This is a genomic window from Isoptericola sp. NPDC056605 (assembly GCF_042792795.1).
Lineage (GTDB): Bacteria > Actinomycetota > Actinomycetes > Actinomycetales > Cellulomonadaceae > Isoptericola.
On record NZ_JBHTVT010000018.1, the window covers coordinates 60,407 to 76,622 of the forward strand.

A 16,216-nucleotide genomic window follows, 5' to 3' on the forward strand; every position below is an offset into this window, starting at 1 on the left:
GGGGCGTCAGACCGCGCCCAGCACCTCGTCGACGGTCGTGACCTCCACGAGCGGCGCGTAGAGCCGCATCGCGTCGAGCGCCCGCTCGTGATCGGCGGCGCTCGCCCCGGCGCAGGCGTCGGCCACCACGCGCACCCGCCGACCGGCGTCGGCCGCGGGCAGCACCGTCGACAGCACGCAGCAGTCGGTGGAGACGCCGGCCACCACCAGCTCGGAGGCGTGCCCCGCTGCCGCGTCGAGCTCGGGCCCCCACTTGCCGAACGTCGTCGCCGTGACGACGGGCGCCCCCGCGGGGTCCAGGCCGTCCGCGAATCCGTACAGGGCGTCGTCGGGCGGCACGAGGGCGAACGGCCACTGCGCGAAGTACTCCCGCCAGGCCCCCTGCGGTGCGCGGGGCGCCACGTAGCGCGTCCACACGGTGCGCCCGGCGAACGCGGGCAGCAGGCGACGCAGGGCGTCGGCGGCGGCGTCGAAGCCGGGGGAGGCCCACGGGCTGCCCGGTCGGCCGAAGACCACCTGCATGTCGACGACGACGAGGGCGGCGCCGCCGTCGCCGGGGGTCGGGGCGCTCATGCCGCCTCCTGCCGGCGCACGGCCCGCGCCGAGAGCACGAACGTGCCGAGCAGCCCGAGCGCGAGGGCGACCAGCACGCCGAGGTTGGCGCCCGCCCACTCCCCGTCCCGCCCGCCGAGGCCCAGCGGCCCCAGCAGGTAGCCCTGCCACGACAACCAGCCCGCGTAGGTGTTGGTGACGAGCCCCCAGCCGATCGCGGTGCCGGCCACGACGAGCAGCACGGCGGACCAGCGCACGCTGCCGTACCGCCCGCGGCGGTCGCCCAGCTCGTCGTCCGCGTAGTCCCGCCGCCGCAGCGCGATGTCGGCGAGCAGGACGCCGCACCAGGCGGCGATCGGCACGCCGAGCGTGATGAGGAAGCCCTGGAACGGGCCGAAGAAGTCGTCGGCGACGAAGACGACGTAGATCGCGCCGAGCACCATGAGGACGCCGTCGATCGCGGCGGCCACCCAGCGCGGCGCCGGCAGCCCCAGCGACAGCAGCGCGAGGCCGGAGGAGTAGATGTCGAGGGCCGCGCCGCCGATCAGCCCGGCCAGCGCCACGACCATGAAGGGGATCAGGAACCACTCCGGCAGCAGCACGGCCAGCGCGCCGATCGGGTCGGTGCCGATCGCGTCGGCGAGGGCGGGGTCCGACCCGGCCAGCAGGAGCCCGGCGACCAGGAGCAGGACGGGCGGCAGGGACGCGCCGAACGTCGTCCAGCCGACGACGCCCCGCCCGGACGCGGTGCGCGGCAGGTAGCGCGAGTAGTCGGCGGCCATGTTCACCCAGCCGAGGCCGAACCCGGTCATCATGAAGACGAGCCCGCCGATCACCTGGGGCGCCTTCCCCGGCGGGATCGCGGCGACCGTCGCCCAGTCGACGTGGCCCGCGACGAGCACCACGTACACCACGGTGAGCACCGCCGTCAGCACGGTGATCACCTGCTGCAGCCGCATGACGAGCTGGAACCCGAAGATCCCGGCGGCCACCACGACCAGCGCCACGACGGCGAGCGTCACGACCTGCGTCACGGTGCCGCCGCCCCACCCGAGGGTGCCGAGCACGGTGGCGGTGGCGAGCGTCGCGAGGGCGACGAGCACCGTCTCCCAGCCCACGGTGAGGATCCAGGACAGCAGCGACGGCAGCCGGTTGCCGTCCACGCCGAACGCCGCCCGGCTCAGCACCATCGTGGGCGCCGAGCCGCGCCGTCCTGCGAGCGAGATGAACCCGCAGGCCAGGAACGACGCCACGATGCCGACCGCACCCACGACCACGGCCTGCCAGAAGGACACGCCGAAGGCCAGCAGGTACGCGCCGTAGCCGAGGCCCAGCACGGACACGTTGGCCGCGAACCACGGCCAGAACAGGTCCCGGGGTCGCCCGTGCCGTTCGGACTCGTCGATGGTGTTGAGCGCGTTGGTCTCGACCGTCGTCGCCATGGCACCGATCCTGGCCCCTGCCAGGCGGTTCGCGCTACGGCTGCCGGCTAGGGGCTGCCGGCTCAGGGCTGCCGGTTCAGGGCTGCGCGGTGCCGGGCCCGCGGCCCGCGGCGGCGTCCACCGCGTCGATGACGCCGAGCACGTCGTCGAGCCGGGGTCCGTCCACGCTGAACGGCGCCTGCGCGCGCACCAGCGGCTTCGCGGCGAAGGCGATGCCGATGCCCGCGGCGTCGATCATGTCGAGGTCGTTGGCGCCGTCCCCGACGGCGACGGTGTCGACCATCTCGAGCCCGCACTCGGCGGCCCAGCGGCGCAGCGTGGCGGCCTTGTCGGCACGGTCGACGACCGGCCCGACGGTGCGGCCGGTGAGCACGCCGTCGGCCACCTCGAGGCGGTTGGCGCGCCAGCGGCCGATGCCGAGCGCGTCGGCGATCGGGCCGAGGATCTCGGCGAAGCCGCCCGAGACGAGGCCGAACTCCCAGCCGCGCCGGTGCACCTCGCTCACGAGGTCGGCGGCGCCGGGGGTCAGGACGACGGCCTCGCGCACCGCGGTGAGCGCCTCGACGGGGACGCCGCGCAGCGTGGCGACCCGCTCGCGCAGCGAGCCGGCGAAGTCGAGCTCGCCACGCATCGCGCGCTCGGTCACCTCGGCGACCTGGGCGCGGGTGCCGGCGTGGTCGGCGAGCAGCTCGATCACCTCGGCGGTGATGAACGTGGAGTCGACGTCGGTGACGACGAGCCGACGGCGGGGGGCCCCGGCGCCGCCGTTCTCGGTGTTGCGAGGGGCGGGGGCGGTACGAGCGGGATCAAGCAACGACGGTGCCCTTCGGGACGACGGTGATCCCCGACTCCGAGACGGTGAACCCCCGGGCCCGGTCCTCGTCGTGGTCGACGCCGACCCGGGCCCGTTCGCTCACCACCACGTTCTTGTCGAGGATGGCGCGGTGGACCTGGGCGTGCCGCTCCACCTGGACGTTGTCCATCACGACGGCGTCCGTGACGGTGGCCCAGGAGTGCAGGTGCGCGCCCGGGGACAGGATGGACCCTGCGACGGTCGCGCCGGAGATGAGGACACCAGGCGAGACGATCGAGTCGGCGGCGTGGCCCAGGCGCCCCGGCCCGGCGTGCACGAACTTCGCCGGCGGCAGGCCCGTGTAGCCGGTGAGCAGGGGCCAGTCCTGGTTGTACAGGTTGAAGACCGGCTGCACGGCGATGAGGTCGGTGTTGGCCTCGAAGTAGGCGTCGATGGTGCCGACGTCGCGCCAGTAGTCGCGGTCGCGGTCGGTGGAGCCGGGGATCTCGTTGCGGATGAAGTCGTACACGCCGGCGGTGCCCTCGGCGACGAACGCGGGGATGATGTCGCCGCCCATGTCGTGCCGGGAGTCCGGGTCGGCCGAGTCCTTCGTGACGGCCTCGACGAGCGCGTCCGCGTCGAACACGTAGTTGCCCATCGAGGCGAGCACCTCGGTGGGGGAGTCGGGCAGCCCCACCGGGCTCTCGGGCTTCTCGAGGAACTCGCTGATCCGGGTCGGGTCCTCGCGGTCCACCTCGATGACGCCGAACTGGTCGGCCATCGCGATCGGCTGCCGGATCGCCGCGACCGTGGCGCGGGCGCCCGACGAGACGTGCGCCTCGACCATCTGGGAGAAGTCCATCCGGTACACGTGGTCGGCGCCCACGACCACGACGATGTCGGGCCGCTCGTCGTCGATGATGTTGAGGCACTGGTAGATGGCGTCCGCCGAGCCGAGGTACCAGTGCTTGCCGACCCGCTGCTGCGCGGGCACGGACGACACGTAGTTGCCGAGCAGCGACGACATCCGCCACGTCTTGGAGATGTGCCGGTCCAACGAGTGCGACTTGTACTGGGTCAGCACGATGACGTGCAGGTAGTGCGAGTTGATGATGTTGGACAGCGCGAAGTCGACGAGCCGGTAGATGCCCCCGAAGGGGACCGCAGGCTTGGCACGGTGCGCGGTGAGCGGCATGAGGCGCTTGCCCTCGCCCCCGGCGAGGACGATCGCGAGCACGCGGGGCTGGGTCGACGCCATGCTCCGACCCTAGGGCGTCGTGGGCCGCCGCGCCCGCGACCCGCCGACCCCGCTAGGTTGGCCGCGTGAGCACGTCGACGAGCAGCCCGTCCAGCAGCCCAGCGAGCCGCCCATTCCGGGTCGACCTGCTGACCCGCGAGTACCCGCCGCACGTCTACGGCGGCGCCGGGGTGCACGTCGCCGAGCTGTCGGCGGTGCTGCGCCGCCACGTCGACGTGCGGGTGCGCTGCTTCGACGGGCCGCGCACCGGCGACGACGCCGGGGCGGACGTCACCGGGTACGGCGTGCCGGCCGAGCTCGCCTCCGCGAACCCGGCACTCGGCACGTTCGGCGTGGACCTGGCGATGGCGCAGGACGTCGGAGGGGCCGACGTCCTGCACTCGCACACCTGGTACGCCAACCTCGCCGGGCACGTCGGCGGCCTGCTGCACGGCGTGCCGCACGTCGTGACGGCGCACTCGCTCGAGCCGCTGCGGCCCTGGAAGGCGGAACAGCTCGGCGGCGGGTACGCCCTGTCCTCGTGGGCGGAGCGCACGGCCTACCTGGGCGCCGCGGGCGTGGTCGCCGTGTCCGCCGGGATGCGCTCCGACATCCTGCGGGTCTACCCGGAGCTGGACCCGGACCGGGTGCACGTCGTGCACAACGGGATCGACCTCGCCGGCTGGCGGCGTCCGCCGGCGGGCGACCCCGCGGCGGAGCGCGTCGTCCGCGACCTCGGCATCGACCCCGAGCGCCCGGCCGTGGTGTTCGTCGGGCGGATCACGCGCCAGAAGGGCCTGCCGTACCTGCTGCGCGCCGCGGCACGGCTGCCGCGCGAGGTGCAGGTCGTGCTGTGCGCGGGCGCCCCCGACACCGAGGAGCTCATGGCCGAGGTGCGCGGGCTCGTGGCCGAGCTGCGCCGGGCGCGGGGCGGCACGGGCGTCGCCGGGCCCGGCGGCACCGGCGCGGAGGCCGGGGTGGTCTGGATCGAGCAGATGCTGCCGCGCCCGGACCTCGTCGCCGTGCTCGCGGCGAGCACCGTCTTCGTCTGCCCCTCGGTGTACGAGCCGCTCGGGATCGTCAACCTCGAGGCGATGGCGGTGGGCCTGCCCGTCGTCGGCACCGCGACCGGCGGCATCCCCGAGGTGGTCGACGACGGCGTCACGGGCGCGCTGGTGCCGATCGAGCAGGCCGACGACGGCACGGGCACGCCGCTGGACCCGGAGCGGTTCGTGGGGGACCTGGCGGCCGCCCTCGAGCGGGTGCTCGCCGACCCGGCGCGGGCCGCGGGGCTGGGGGAGGCCGGCCGGCGCCGGGCCGAGGAGCTGTTCTCCTGGGAGGCGGTGGCCGAGCGCACCCTCGACGTCTACCGGTCGGTCCTCGCGGGCTGACCGGACGCCGGGCGACTGGCCGTCGGTGCCGTCAGCGGACCGAGGCGTACGTCGCGGCGCTGAGCGCGTGCCGCGCGGTGCGCTCCACCTCGCGCAGGGCGGTGGACCGCTGGTCCGACTGCCAGAGGTTCACGGCGCCGCCGTCGTCGACGGTCGCGAGGTCGACGATCGCGAGCAGCCGGGTCGCGAGCTGCAGCACGCGGGCCCGCCGGCCGTCCAGCGCGGGCACGGGCCAGGCGTCGGTGCTGCCGCCGCGCAGCCGCTCGATGGCGTCCGCGGCGTCGTCGCGCCACCGGGCGACGTCGAGGGAGTCGAGCGCGTCCGTCGCGGTGACGAGGCTGGTGCGCAGCTCCCGTTCGGCGTCGGCGAGCGAGCCGAGGGTCCCGGCGACGTGGGTCGACCAGGCGGGCACGGGCCGCACCTGCCACGCCACGAGGTGCCCGGGCTCGAGCGCGCTGCCGAACGCCGTGACCGCGGGGACCGCGGCCCACGACCCGGCCGGGGTGGTGATCATCACGCACTCCCCGGCGTCCGTGGCCTCGGCGCTCACCGCGGCGGGTGCGCCGCCCAGGTCGCCGGGCGCGGGCAGCAGGGCGCAGACCTCGCGGGGCCCGGCGAGCCACGCGGTGACGAGGTCGCGCAGGTCGGCGTCGTCCTCGTCGGCGCGGCCGGGCAGCCCGACGACGCCGTGCGGCTCGTCGTCGCCCTGCACGTTGCGCACCACCACGCCGGGCGCGGCGCCGGCGGTGGCGAGCCAGAGCGCGAGCACGACGCTGCGGGGCAGCGCGGTCGGGTCGGTCTCCACGGGCCTCAGGGTAGACGTCCCGGCACCGTCGTCGCAGGCCGGGACGCGAGCCGTCCCGGCGCACGGCTCGGGTAGGGTCGGGCCTCATGAGCGCGGTTCTCGACCTGCAGGGCGTCACCGTACGACGCGGTACCACCACCATCCTCGACGCCGTGGACTGGCAGGTGAACGAGGGCGAGCGCTGGGTCGTCCTCGGCCCCAACGGCGCCGGCAAGACGACCATGCTGCAGATCCTCGCCGCGCGCTCGCACCCCACGGCCGGCACCGCCGAGCTCCTGGGCGAGCGGCTGGGCCGCGTCGACGTCTTCGAGCTGCGCCCGCGTATCGGCTTCGCCTCCGCGGCCCTCGCCGACCGGATCCCGGGCAGCGAGACCGTGCGCGACGTCGTGCTCACGGCGGCGTACGGAGTGACCGGCCGCTGGCAGGAGACGTACGAGGAGTTCGACGAGCAGCGCGCCAAGGACCTGCTGGCGGCGTTCGACGTCGCCGACCTGGCGGACCGCTTCTACGGCACGCTGTCGGAGGGCGAGCGCAAGCGCGTGCAGATCGCCCGCGCCCTCATGACCGACCCGGAGATCCTGCTGCTCGACGAGCCCGCGGCGGGCCTGGACCTCGCCGGCCGCGAGGAGCTCGTCGGGGCGCTCGCCGAGCTCGCGGCCGACCCGGCGTCGCCGGTCCTGGTGCTCGTGACGCACCACGTCGAGGAGATCCCGCCGGGGTTCACGCACCTCATGCTCATGAAGCGCGGCGGCATCCAGGCCGCGGGGCCGATCCACGAGGTGCTCACCGCGGACAACCTCTCGCAGGCGTTCGGCACCCCGCTGATGGTCGCCCACGGCGGAGGCCGCTGGCTGGCCCGCGCGGCGCGACCCGCCGGTCGCTGAAACGGCTTCCCGCGTCGGCTCAGGCTTGGTAAAGTCTGTGCAAAACATGGTGGCGGGGGCGTCGCTTTTCTGAGGGTCTCCCGGCACCGCACGCTCCCGCGAGGGACGACGAGGGGAGAGAACCGTGGACTCCTGGCTGTGGTGGGTCGGAGGCGCGCTGCTGCTCGCCGCGATCGAGATGCTCTCGTTGGACCTCGTGCTGATCATGCTCGCGGGGGGCGCGCTCGGCGGTGCGGTGACAGCCGCGGCCGGCGGCGAGCTCTGGCTCCAGATCGTCGTGGCGTGCATCGTGTCGGCGCTGCTGCTCTTCACGCTCCGCCCGTGGCTGCTGCGCCACCTGCGCCAGCGCACGCCTCTCGTGGAGACCAACGCCGCGGCACAGATCGGCCGGTCGGCCGTCGTGCTGGCCGAGGTCACGGAGACCGGCGGCCGCGTCAAGCTGCAGGGCGAGGTCTGGAGCGCCCGGCTCGAGGACGACGGCATCCCGAACTCCACCGGGCGCGTCCCGGTCGGAGCGGAGGTGCGCGTGCTGCGCATCGAGGGCGCCACCGCCGTGGTCGAGCCGGTCGCGACGACGCACGAGCAGCCCGAGCACACCGCCTGACGGTTGTGGCTCGGGTGGCCCTGACCGCACCGAGCAGGGACCCGTACGACCCGCCGGGTGCCCCGGCGGCACCGTCTGATGTCGACCAGGTCGACGGAAGGGACCGACGTGTCCGATACCGAACCAGGCACCATCGTGCTCTACGTGGTGCTCATCATCCTGGCGATCGTCCTGATCGTCGCGCTGGTCAAGGCCGTGCGCATCGTGCCGCAGGCGACGGCGCTGATCGTCGAGCGCCTGGGCCGCTACAACAAGACGTTCGAGCCGGGGCTGCACCTGCTGGTGCCGTTCGTCGACCGCATCCGCGCCGGCGTGGACCTGCGCGAGCAGGTCGTGTCCTTCCCGCCGCAGCCGGTGATCACGAGCGACAACCTCGTGGTGAGCATCGACACGGTCATCTACTTCCAGGTGACGGAGCCGAAGTCGGCGGTCTACGAGATCGCGAACTACATCACCGGTATCGAGCAGCTCACGGTCACCACGCTGCGCAACGTCGTCGGGTCCATGGACCTGGAGCAGACGCTCACCAGCCGCGACCAGATCAACGGCCAGCTGCGCGGGGTCCTCGACGAGGCCACCGGCCGCTGGGGCGTGCGGGTGAACCGCGTCGAGCTGAAGTCGATCGAGCCGCCCGCCTCGGTGCAGGGTGCGATGGAGCAGCAGATGCGCGCCGAGCGCGACCGCCGCGCCACGATCCTCACGGCCGAGGGCGTCAAGCAGTCCCAGATCCTGACGGCCGAGGGCGAGAAGCAGTCGCAGATCCTGCGCGCGGAGGGCAACGCCCAGTCGGCGATCCTCACGGCCGAGGGTGAGGCCCGCGCCATCCTGCAGGTCTTCGACGCGATCCACCAGGGTGACGCCGACCCCAAGCTGCTGGCCTACCAGTACCTGCAGATGCTGCCCCAGATCGCGAACGGCACCGCCTCGAAGCTGTGGGTCGTGCCGACCGAGTTCACCGCCGCCCTCGGGTCCATCGCCCAGGGCTTCGGTGGCGTGCCGGGCACGCCGGGGATCCCGACCCCGCCGTCGGGCGACGAGGGCGGGGCCGAGGCGCGGCCGCGACCGTCGTCGCTCCCCGCGCAGGCCCTCGAGGACCCGGGCGAGGCGCTCGCGGAGGCGCGGCGCCAGGCGGAGGCCGCCACGGCCGACGCGACGAGCGCGGGCACGCGCTCGGGCGCGCCGTTCGACCCGTCGGCCGAGCGTGGCCAGCGGCCGTCCGACGGCCCGACGGCGCCGCCGGCTCCCGGGGCGCAGCCGCGCTCGCTCGGCGGCGAGCCGGAGGAGCCGCAGCAGTAGGTCGCGCAGGGTTGCGATCGAGAGGGCCGTCACCCCGTGGGGTGGCGGCCCTCTCGTCGTGCCCGTCCCGGCCGTCCGGGAGGGGGGAGGTCCGCGCGTGACGTTGCGGAGTGAGTGCTCACTCATTTAGTGTGGCGCTCATGAGTCCCACGCCCACGCCGACCGGTCGCGCCGCGCCTATGGCGCCGGACGACCGCCGCTCGGCGATCATCGACGCCGTGCTCCCGCTCGTCGGCGAGTTCGGCCTCGACGTCACCAGCCGCGAGCTCGCCGACGCCGCGGGCATCGCCGAGGGCACCCTGTTCCGGGCGTTCGGCGACAAGCTCACCCTGATCGGCGCGGTGGCGGTCGAGGGCCTGCACCGGGCCTCCGGGCCGGTCGAGACGCGCGCCGAGCTCGCGGCGATCGACCGGGAGGCGCCCCTCGAGGAGCGGCTCGAGCGCGTCATCGAGCTCGGCCGCCGCCGGATGACCGACGTCATGCGCTGGATGGGCGTGCTGCGCGCGCTGCACCACCGCACCGGTGCGCGCGACCAGGTCGAGCCCGGGCACGTGCAGGACTTCCGGGCGCAGTTGGCGCAGCAGCGCGAGCAGCAGCGCGAGGCCACCGTCGCCGGGCTGATCGGGGTGCTGCAGCCCGACGAGCACCGGCTCCGGGTGCCGATCGAGGTCGCGGTGGCCCTCGTCGAGGCCAGCATCGCCGGCACGCACGCGCGGGTCGACCACCTGCTGCCCGCGCCCTCGCCCCGGGTCGTCGCCGATGCGCTCGTGCACGGCATCGCGGAGGATCGAGGAGAAAAACACGTGCCCGCGGCCACCACGACGACGAACACTGCCTCGAACGCTCCGTCCGAGAACCCCCCAGGGGCGGCGACGCCCCGGACCCCCCACCCCCAGGAGCCCTGATGCTCGTCTCCCTGGCGCGGACCTACCTGCGCCCGTACGCCGGCGCCGTCGGCCTGCTGCTGGTGCTCCAGCTGCTCGCGACGCTCGCCTCCCTGTACCTGCCGTCCCTCAACGCGGACATCGTCGACAACGGTGTGACGACCGGTGACACGGCCTACATCATGCGCGTGGGCGGCTGGATGCTCCTCGTGAGCCTCGTCCAGGTCCTGTGCGCGGTCGGCGCGGTGTTCCTGGGCGCCCGGGCCGCGACGGCGCTGGGCCGCGACGTGCGCCGCGACCTGTTCGACTCCGTGCAGGGCTTCTCCGCCCGCGAGCTCGGGCAGTTCGGCGCCCCGTCCCTCATCACCCGCACGACCAACGACGTGCAGCAGGTGATGATGGTCGTGCTCATGACGTTCACCATCATGGTGATGGCGCCGATCATGCTGGTCGGCGGCGTCATCATGGCGCTGCAGGAGGACGTCGAACTGTCCGCGCTGCTGCTGGTCGTCGTGCCCGTCCTCGGTATCGCGATGGGCCTGCTGATGTGGCGGATGGTGCCGTACTTCAAGGCGATGCAGAAGCGGATCGACGCGATCAACGGCGTGCTGCGCGAGCAGATCACCGGCCTGCGGGTGGTGCGCGCGTTCGTCCGGGAGAACCGCGAGCTGGAGCGCTTCGGCGCCACCAACGAGGCGCTGTACGACACGTCGCTGAACGCCGGCAAGCTGATGGCGCTGGCGTTCCCCATGGTCATGCTCATCATGAACGCCTCCAGCGTCGCCGTGCTCTGGTTCGGGGCGCAGCGCATCGACAACGGCCAGATGGAGGTGGGGGCGCTCATGGCGTTCCTCAGCTACATCATGTACATCCTCATGGCCGTGATGATGTCGACGATGATGGTGATGATGGTGCCGCGCGCCTCGGTCGCCGCGGGCCGCATCAGCGAGGTGCTCGAGACCGAGACGTCGGTGACGGAGCCGGCGGCGCCGGTGAGCCTCTCCTCCCTGGCCGACGGCGAGGGGCCGCGCGGCGAGGTGCGCTTCGAGGGGGTCGGGTTCCGCTACCCGGGCGCCGACGAGCCGGTGCTGCACGACCTGGCGTTCACCGCGTCGCCCGGCCGGGTGACGGCGATCATCGGCTCGACCGGCGCGGGCAAGACGACGCTGCTCAACCTGGTGCCGCGGCTCTTCGACGTCACCGAGGGCCGCGTGCTCCTGGACGGCGTCGACGTGCGCGACCTGGCGACGGGTGACCTCGGGTCGCAGCTCGGCCTGGTGCCGCAGAAGGCGTTCCTGTTCAGCGGCACGGTCGCGGACAACCTCCGCTACGGCAAGGCCGACGCCACCGAGGAGGAGATGTGGGCCGCGCTGGAGATCGCGCAGGCGCGCGACTTCGTCGAGGCGCTCCCCGAGGGGCTCGAGGCGCCGGTGGCGCAGGGCGGCACCACGTTCTCCGGCGGTCAGCGGCAGCGGCTCGCGATCGCGCGCGCCGTCGTCCGGCGCCCGCGCGTGTACCTGTTCGACGACTCGTTCTCGGCGCTCGACTACAGCACGGACGCGCGGCTGCGCGCGGCGCTGCGGCCGCGCACGCAGGACGCGACCGTCCTCGTCGTCGCGCAGCGCGTGGCGACGATCCGCGACGCCGACCAGATCCTCGTGCTCGACCACGGCCGCATCGTCGGGCGCGGCACGCACGCCGGGCTGCTGGCCGACAACGAGACCTACCAGGAGATCGTCTCCTCCCAGATGTCCCTCGAGGAGGCGGCATGAGCACCGAACGCAAGGCCCCTGCCCGTCCCGCCGGCGGCCCGCGCGGCGGCGGCCCCATGGGTGGCATGGGCGGGGCCCCGGGCGCCAAGGCCATGGACTTCCGCGGGTCGCTCGTGCGGTTCGCCCGCGTGATGCGTCCCGAGCGGGCGCGCGTCGTCCTGCTCACCCTGTGCGGCATCGTCTCGGTGGCGCTCACCGTGGCGGGCCCGAAGATCCTCGGCGACGCGACCAACGTCATCTTCGCGGGGTTCGTCGGCAAGGCGCTCGCGGTGGCCGGGGTCCCCGCGGGCACGACCGGCGACGAGGCCGCCGCCATGCTGCGCGCCTCCGGGGACAGCGCCCAGGCCGGCCTGATCTCCTCGCTGCCGGACGTGGTCGTGGGCCGGGGCGTGGACTTCACCCGCCTCGGCGAGATCCTCCTGTGGGTGCTCGCCATCTACCTGGGCGCGTTCCTCTTCGGGTGGCTGCAGGCGCGGATCATGACGATCGCCGTGCAGAACACGATGCGCCGGCTGCGCGACGACGTCGAGGCCAAGCTGCACCGCATCCCGCTGAGCTACGTGGACAAGCAGGCCAAGGGCGAGATCCTCTCGCGCGTCACCAACGACATCGACAACGTCGCGCAGACGACGACCCAGACGCTCGCGCAGCTCGTGACCTCCGTGCTCACGGTGATCGGCGTGCTCGGGATGATGTTCTGGATCTCGTGGGTGCTGGCGCTCGTGGCGCTGGTGACCGTGCCGCTGTCGGTGGTCCTGACCATGCAGATCGCCAAGCGGTCGCAGCCGCAGTTCGTGGCGCAGTGGGCGGCCACCGGGCGCCTCAACGCGCACGTCGAGGAGATGTTCACCGGCCACTCGCTGGTGAAGGTCTACGGGCGCCAGGAGGCGGCGGCGGAGAAGTTCGGGACCGAGAACGAGGCGCTCTACGACGCGTCGCGGAAGTCGCAGTTCATCTCCGGCACGATGCAGCCGTCGATGGGCTTCCTCGCGAACCTCAACTACGTGATCGTGGCCGTGATCGGCGGCCTGCGCGTGGCCTCGGGGCAGCTGTCCCTGGGCGACGTGCAGGCGTTCATCCAGTACTCGCGGCAGTTCACGCAGCCGCTCACGCAGATCGCGTCGATGATGAACCTGCTGCAGTCCGGCGTCGCGTCGGCCGAGCGGGTGTTCGAGCTGCTCGACGCCCCGGAGCAGGACCCGGACCCTGCGGACCCCCGCCGGCTCGGCGACGTCCGCGGCCGCGTGGCGTTCGAGGACGTCTCGTTCTCCTACGACCCCGAGACGCCGCTCATCGAGCACCTCGACCTCGTGGCGGAGCCCGGCCAGACGATCGCGATCGTCGGCCCCACGGGCGCCGGCAAGACGACGCTCGTCAACCTGCTCATGCGGTTCTACGAGGTGAACGAGGGCCGCATCACGCTGGACGGCGTGGACACGCGCGACCTGACGCGGGACGACCTGCGCTCGCGGATCGGCATGGTGCTGCAGGACACGTGGCTGTTCAAGGGCACCATCGAGGAGAACCTGCGCTACGGGGTGCGCGACGGCGACCAGGTGGGCGAGGCGGAGTTCCTCGCGGCCACCGAGGCCACGCACGTGGACCCGTTCGTGCGCACGCTGCCCGACGGGTACGCGACGCTGCTCGACGACGAGGCGACCTCGCTCTCGGCGGGCGAGAAACAGCTGCTGACCATCGCCCGCGCGTTCCTCGCCGACCCGGAGATCCTCGTGCTCGACGAGGCGACGAGCTCGGTCGACACCCGTACCGAGGTGCTGGTGCAGCAGGCGATGAACGCGCTGCGGGCGAACCGCACGTCGTTCGTCATCGCGCACCGTCTGTCGACCATCCGCGACGCCGACACCATCGTCGTGATGGAGCACGGGCAGATCGTGGAGCAGGGCGACCACGACACGCTGCTCGCGGCGGGCGGTGCCTACGCGCGGCTGTACGAGTCGCAGTTCAGCGCCCCCGCGGTGGACGAGGAGGACGCGGTCGCCGGTCCCGCCGGCGTCTGACCCCGCCGCTCGCCCGATCCTCCCCGCGGGCCGGGATCAGGGGAGGACGAGCATCCGGGCGGGCGGCGCCCCCTCGCGCTGCCAGTCGAACCGGGCCTCGCCGACCACGCGCCACCCGCGGTGCAGGTAGACGGCGTGCGCGACGCCGTCGCGGTCGTCGACGTCGAGCACCGGCGTGCGCCCCTGCGCGTGCAGGTGCGCGACGGCGACGTCGAGCAGCGCGCCGCCGACCCCGCGGCCCTGCGCGCCCGGGCCGACGAAGAGGACCGACACGCAGCCCAGCTCCTCGACGGGGCGGCCGGCGCCGGCGGACCAGATGGCGCCGAACCGGTCGTCGGGCACGGAGGTCACGCTCACGTGCCCGACGACCGCGCCGTCGAGCTCGGCGACCCACGCGTGCTCCTCGTCCGGCCGCACCAGGAACTCCTCGGTCGGGAAGGGCAGCGGCCACCGGTGCGGGTAGCCCGACGCCGGCTGCTGGGCGGCGAGGACGTCGACGAGGGCGGGCAGGTCGGCCGCCGTGCGGTCGCGGAGCACGACGGCGGGAGTGCGGGCCGGGGCGTCGGAGGTCGCGTCGGAGGTCACCCCGCGATCGTGGCACGGGGCCCCGACAGGCTCGCGCCGGTCGGGGCCCCCGCGGGATGGTGCGGGCGTCACGCGGAGACGCTGAGCGTGGCGCCGATGGTCCCCGCGTCGGCGAGGGCGCCGGCGTGCACGCGCGCGAGCTGCGTGCGCGACACCTTGAGCCCGCGCCGGGTGTCGTCGGTCGTGACGTGGGCGGGGTCGACGGCCGTGCCGTCGTCGGGGGCGTCGGTGAGCGAGACGGGCCGCACGAGGGTCCAGTCGAGGCCGCTTCCGCGCACCACCTCCTCCTGCCGGCCCGAGTCGGTGAACTGGCGGCCGATCACGAACCGGAACACCAGCTTCCACGTGAGGTCGAGGTGCGCCCACGAGTCGCCGAGGCCGTACGTGCTCTGCACGACCAGCCGGCGCACGCCGGTCTCGCGCATCGCCGCGACCACGGTCGCGGTGCCGCGCGAGCGCACGTCGGGCGGGGTGCTCGACCGGCGCAGCCACTGCACGGCGAGCGGGTTGTCCGAGATGCCGAGCGTGACGACGACGGCGTCCTGCCCGGCGACGGCCTTGGCGACCGCCTCCGGGTCGAGGGCGTCGCCGTCGACGGGTCGCAGGGAGCCCCGCTGCGCGTCCAGACCTGAGACCGGTGCCGCGAACGCGGTGCTCGCCGTCCGGCCGAACGCGGTCACGCGGTGCCCCGCGGCCACCAGCTCGCGGGTGACGGCGAGGCCGCTGCCCCGCGTCGCTCCGACCACCAAGACGTCCATGAGAGTCCTCCTCGTCGTGCCGGGCCCCGTGCGGTCCCGGCGTCTGGCTCCAGACTTCCGCCCGATCACCGGACGAACCATGAGGTGTCATCCAGGAGTCTTGACCGTTCGTCCGGGACGGGCGGACGATGGCGGGATGAGCGACGCCGCCCTGCTCCCCGTCCCCGGTGCCGGAAAGCCGCAGGTCGACCCCTGGGTCGACGTGCTCGGGACCCTCGAGATGGACGCCGTCTTCTGCTCCACCGGCCGGTTCTCCGAGCCCTGGGGCATCGCGATGCCCGCGCTGCCGGGCGTCCTGATGTTCCACCTGCTGCTCGACGGCCGCGCCGTCGTCGACGTCGAGGGCGGGCGGCACGACCTCGGCCCGGGCGACCTCGTGCTGGTGCCGCACGGTGCCGGGCACGCGATCACCGGGACCGCCGACGACCCCGCCACCGGGCTCTGGGACGTCGACCGCACGGTGGTCGCCGACCGGTACGAGCAGCTCCGGATCGACGGGGGCGGGCGCCCGGCGGCCCTGGTCTGCGGGGCGGTGGGGTTCACCGACCCGGGGGTCGGCCGCCTGCTGGCGAGCCTGCCGGCGGTGCTGCGGGCGCCGGACGCCGCGAGCGGGCCGGGCGCGGGCGACGACGGGTCGGACGGCGACTGGGTGCGCGCCGTCGTCGCGGCGATCGACCACGAGGTGCGCCACCCGCGGCCGGGCACGGACGTCGTCACGGCCCGGCTCGCCGACGTGCTGCTGGTGCACGTGGTGCGCCGCTGGCTCGAGGCGGAGGAGCCGGCGTCGGGGTGGATCGCCGCGCTCCGCGACCCGGCGCTCGGGCCCGTGCTGCGCGCCGTGCACGCGGAACCCCAGCGGCCATGGACGCTGGAGTCGCTCGCCGCCGTCGCGCGCCTGTCCCGGTCCGCGTTCGCCGACCGGTTCGCCCGCACCGTGGGCGAGCCGCCGATGGCCTACGTGGCCGGGTGCCGGATGGACGCGGCCGCGCGGCTGCTGCGCGACCCGGACGCGAGCGTCGAGCGCGTGGCCCGGCAGGTCGGCTACGACTCGGTGCCGGGTTTCCATCGCGCCTTCGTGCGGCGGCACGGCGCGACGCCGGGCGCGTGGCGCTCCTCCGGCCCGGCGCGCACCCTTGCCGAGGTGCTCGCGCGCTGAGGGGCGGAGGGGCCGGACCGGTGGGGGGCGCGGGCGCGC

Annotated in this window: 15 protein-coding genes; 8 read left to right on the forward strand and 7 right to left on the reverse strand. The window is 74.1% G+C overall.

Going from position 1 to position 16,216, the window contains the following annotated elements:
- Window positions 1–6: 6 nt before the first annotated feature.
- From ACFQ8Y_RS17015 to glgC, 4 genes are all read right to left on the reverse strand, one after another.
- Window positions 7–573: a cysteine hydrolase family protein gene (locus ACFQ8Y_RS17015; RefSeq protein WP_430551759.1), complete on the reverse strand. Its 567-nt coding sequence runs from the start codon at window positions 571–573 to the stop codon at window positions 7–9.
- Entirely contained in the window at window positions 570–1,994 is a 1,425-nt protein-coding gene (locus tag ACFQ8Y_RS17020; RefSeq protein WP_430551760.1) for a purine-cytosine permease family protein, read from the reverse strand. Before ACFQ8Y_RS17020 ends, ACFQ8Y_RS17015 begins: the two co-directional genes overlap by 4 nt.
- 76 nt (window positions 1,995–2,070) lie before the next feature.
- Window positions 2,071–2,808 carry a phosphoserine phosphatase SerB gene (serB, locus tag ACFQ8Y_RS17025; RefSeq protein WP_430586227.1) on the reverse strand — a complete coding sequence of 246 codons (738 nt, stop codon included), beginning with the start codon at window positions 2,806–2,808 and terminating at the stop codon, window positions 2,071–2,073.
- Window positions 2,801–4,045, reverse strand: coding sequence for a glucose-1-phosphate adenylyltransferase (glgC, locus tag ACFQ8Y_RS17030; protein WP_430551762.1), 1,245 nt, complete (start codon window positions 4,043–4,045; stop codon window positions 2,801–2,803). The genes serB and glgC overlap by 8 nt, the downstream gene beginning before the upstream one ends.
- A 65-nt stretch (window positions 4,046–4,110) precedes the next feature.
- On the opposite strand from glgC, the gene glgA reads away from it, so the two are divergent.
- Window positions 4,111–5,415, forward strand: a complete 1,305-nt coding sequence (gene glgA / locus ACFQ8Y_RS17035; protein WP_430563007.1) for a glycogen synthase — start codon at window positions 4,111–4,113, stop codon at window positions 5,413–5,415.
- 31 nt (window positions 5,416–5,446) lie between these two features.
- Here glgA and ACFQ8Y_RS17040 read toward each other — a convergent pair whose 3' ends face one another.
- Window positions 5,447–6,220, reverse strand: a complete 774-nt coding sequence (locus tag ACFQ8Y_RS17040) for a hypothetical protein (protein WP_430551764.1) — start codon at window positions 6,218–6,220, stop codon at window positions 5,447–5,449.
- An 86-nt stretch (window positions 6,221–6,306) separates the two neighbouring features.
- Here ACFQ8Y_RS17040 and ACFQ8Y_RS17045 point away from each other — a divergent pair, with 86 nt between their 5' ends.
- The 6 genes from ACFQ8Y_RS17045 (at window position 6,307) to ACFQ8Y_RS17070 (ending at window position 13,678) form a co-directional block, all read left to right on the forward strand.
- The gene (locus ACFQ8Y_RS17045; RefSeq protein WP_430551765.1) at window positions 6,307–7,104 is read left to right on the forward strand and encodes an ABC transporter ATP-binding protein; all 798 of its coding nucleotides are present in this window, start codon (window positions 6,307–6,309) and stop codon (window positions 7,102–7,104) included.
- Between the two features lie 124 nt (window positions 7,105–7,228).
- A complete protein-coding gene (locus tag ACFQ8Y_RS17050) occupies window positions 7,229–7,708 on the forward strand; it encodes an NfeD family protein (RefSeq protein ID WP_430551766.1) in 480 nt (159 codons plus the stop codon).
- Between the two features lie 108 nt (window positions 7,709–7,816).
- Entirely contained in the window at window positions 7,817–9,004 is a 1,188-nt protein-coding gene (locus ACFQ8Y_RS17055) for an SPFH domain-containing protein (protein ID WP_430551767.1), read from the forward strand.
- Between the two features lie 140 nt (window positions 9,005–9,144).
- On the forward strand, window positions 9,145–9,909 hold the full coding sequence (locus ACFQ8Y_RS17060) for a TetR/AcrR family transcriptional regulator (RefSeq protein WP_430563008.1): 765 nt from the start codon (window positions 9,145–9,147) through the stop codon (window positions 9,907–9,909).
- Window positions 9,909–11,660 carry an ABC transporter ATP-binding protein gene (locus tag ACFQ8Y_RS17065; protein ID WP_430551769.1) on the forward strand — a complete coding sequence of 584 codons (1,752 nt, stop codon included), beginning with the start codon at window positions 9,909–9,911 and terminating at the stop codon, window positions 11,658–11,660. Before ACFQ8Y_RS17060 ends, ACFQ8Y_RS17065 begins: the two co-directional genes overlap by 1 nt.
- Window positions 11,657–13,678, forward strand: a complete 2,022-nt coding sequence (locus ACFQ8Y_RS17070) for an ABC transporter ATP-binding protein (RefSeq protein ID WP_430586228.1) — start codon at window positions 11,657–11,659, stop codon at window positions 13,676–13,678. Before ACFQ8Y_RS17065 ends, ACFQ8Y_RS17070 begins: the two co-directional genes overlap by 4 nt.
- A gap of 36 nt (window positions 13,679–13,714) precedes the next feature.
- Here the strand turns inward: ACFQ8Y_RS17070 and ACFQ8Y_RS17075 are convergent, their stop codons facing one another.
- Window positions 13,715–14,263, reverse strand: a complete 549-nt coding sequence (locus tag ACFQ8Y_RS17075) for a GNAT family N-acetyltransferase (protein WP_430586229.1) — start codon at window positions 14,261–14,263, stop codon at window positions 13,715–13,717.
- Window positions 14,264–14,331: 68 nt separating this feature from the next.
- On the reverse strand, window positions 14,332–15,021 hold the full coding sequence (locus ACFQ8Y_RS17080) for an NAD(P)-dependent oxidoreductase (protein WP_430586230.1): 690 nt from the start codon (window positions 15,019–15,021) through the stop codon (window positions 14,332–14,334).
- Between the two features lie 136 nt (window positions 15,022–15,157).
- On the opposite strand from ACFQ8Y_RS17080, the gene ACFQ8Y_RS17085 reads away from it, so the two are divergent.
- On the forward strand, window positions 15,158–16,177 hold the full coding sequence (locus ACFQ8Y_RS17085; protein WP_430551773.1) for an AraC family transcriptional regulator: 1,020 nt from the start codon (window positions 15,158–15,160) through the stop codon (window positions 16,175–16,177).
- Window positions 16,178–16,216 lie beyond the last annotated feature (39 nt).

What these genes read in the sequence shown, in the direction of transcription:
- ACFQ8Y_RS17045 (WP_430551765.1), top strand. Translation starts at nt 6,307, where the DNA reads ATGAGCGCGGTTCTCGACCTGCAGGGCGTCACCGTACGACGCGGTACC.
- ACFQ8Y_RS17060 (WP_430563008.1), top strand. Translation starts at nt 9,145, where the DNA reads ATGAGTCCCACGCCCACGCCGACCGGTCGCGCCGCGCCTATGGCGCCG.
- ACFQ8Y_RS17065 (WP_430551769.1), top strand. Translation starts at nt 9,909, where the DNA reads ATGCTCGTCTCCCTGGCGCGGACCTACCTGCGCCCGTACGCCGGCGCC.
- glgC (WP_430551762.1), bottom strand. Translation starts at nt 4,045, where the DNA reads ATGGCGTCGACCCAGCCCCGCGTGCTCGCGATCGTCCTCGCCGGGGGC.
- ACFQ8Y_RS17080 (WP_430586230.1), bottom strand. Translation starts at nt 15,021, where the DNA reads ATGGACGTCTTGGTGGTCGGAGCGACGCGGGGCAGCGGCCTCGCCGTC.
- ACFQ8Y_RS17020 (WP_430551760.1), bottom strand. Translation starts at nt 1,994, where the DNA reads ATGGCGACGACGGTCGAGACCAACGCGCTCAACACCATCGACGAGTCC.
- ACFQ8Y_RS17070 (WP_430586228.1), top strand. Translation starts at nt 11,657, where the DNA reads ATGAGCACCGAACGCAAGGCCCCTGCCCGTCCCGCCGGCGGCCCGCGC.
- ACFQ8Y_RS17015 (WP_430551759.1), bottom strand. Translation starts at nt 573, where the DNA reads ATGAGCGCCCCGACCCCCGGCGACGGCGGCGCCGCCCTCGTCGTCGTC.
- ACFQ8Y_RS17085 (WP_430551773.1), top strand. Translation starts at nt 15,158, where the DNA reads ATGAGCGACGCCGCCCTGCTCCCCGTCCCCGGTGCCGGAAAGCCGCAG.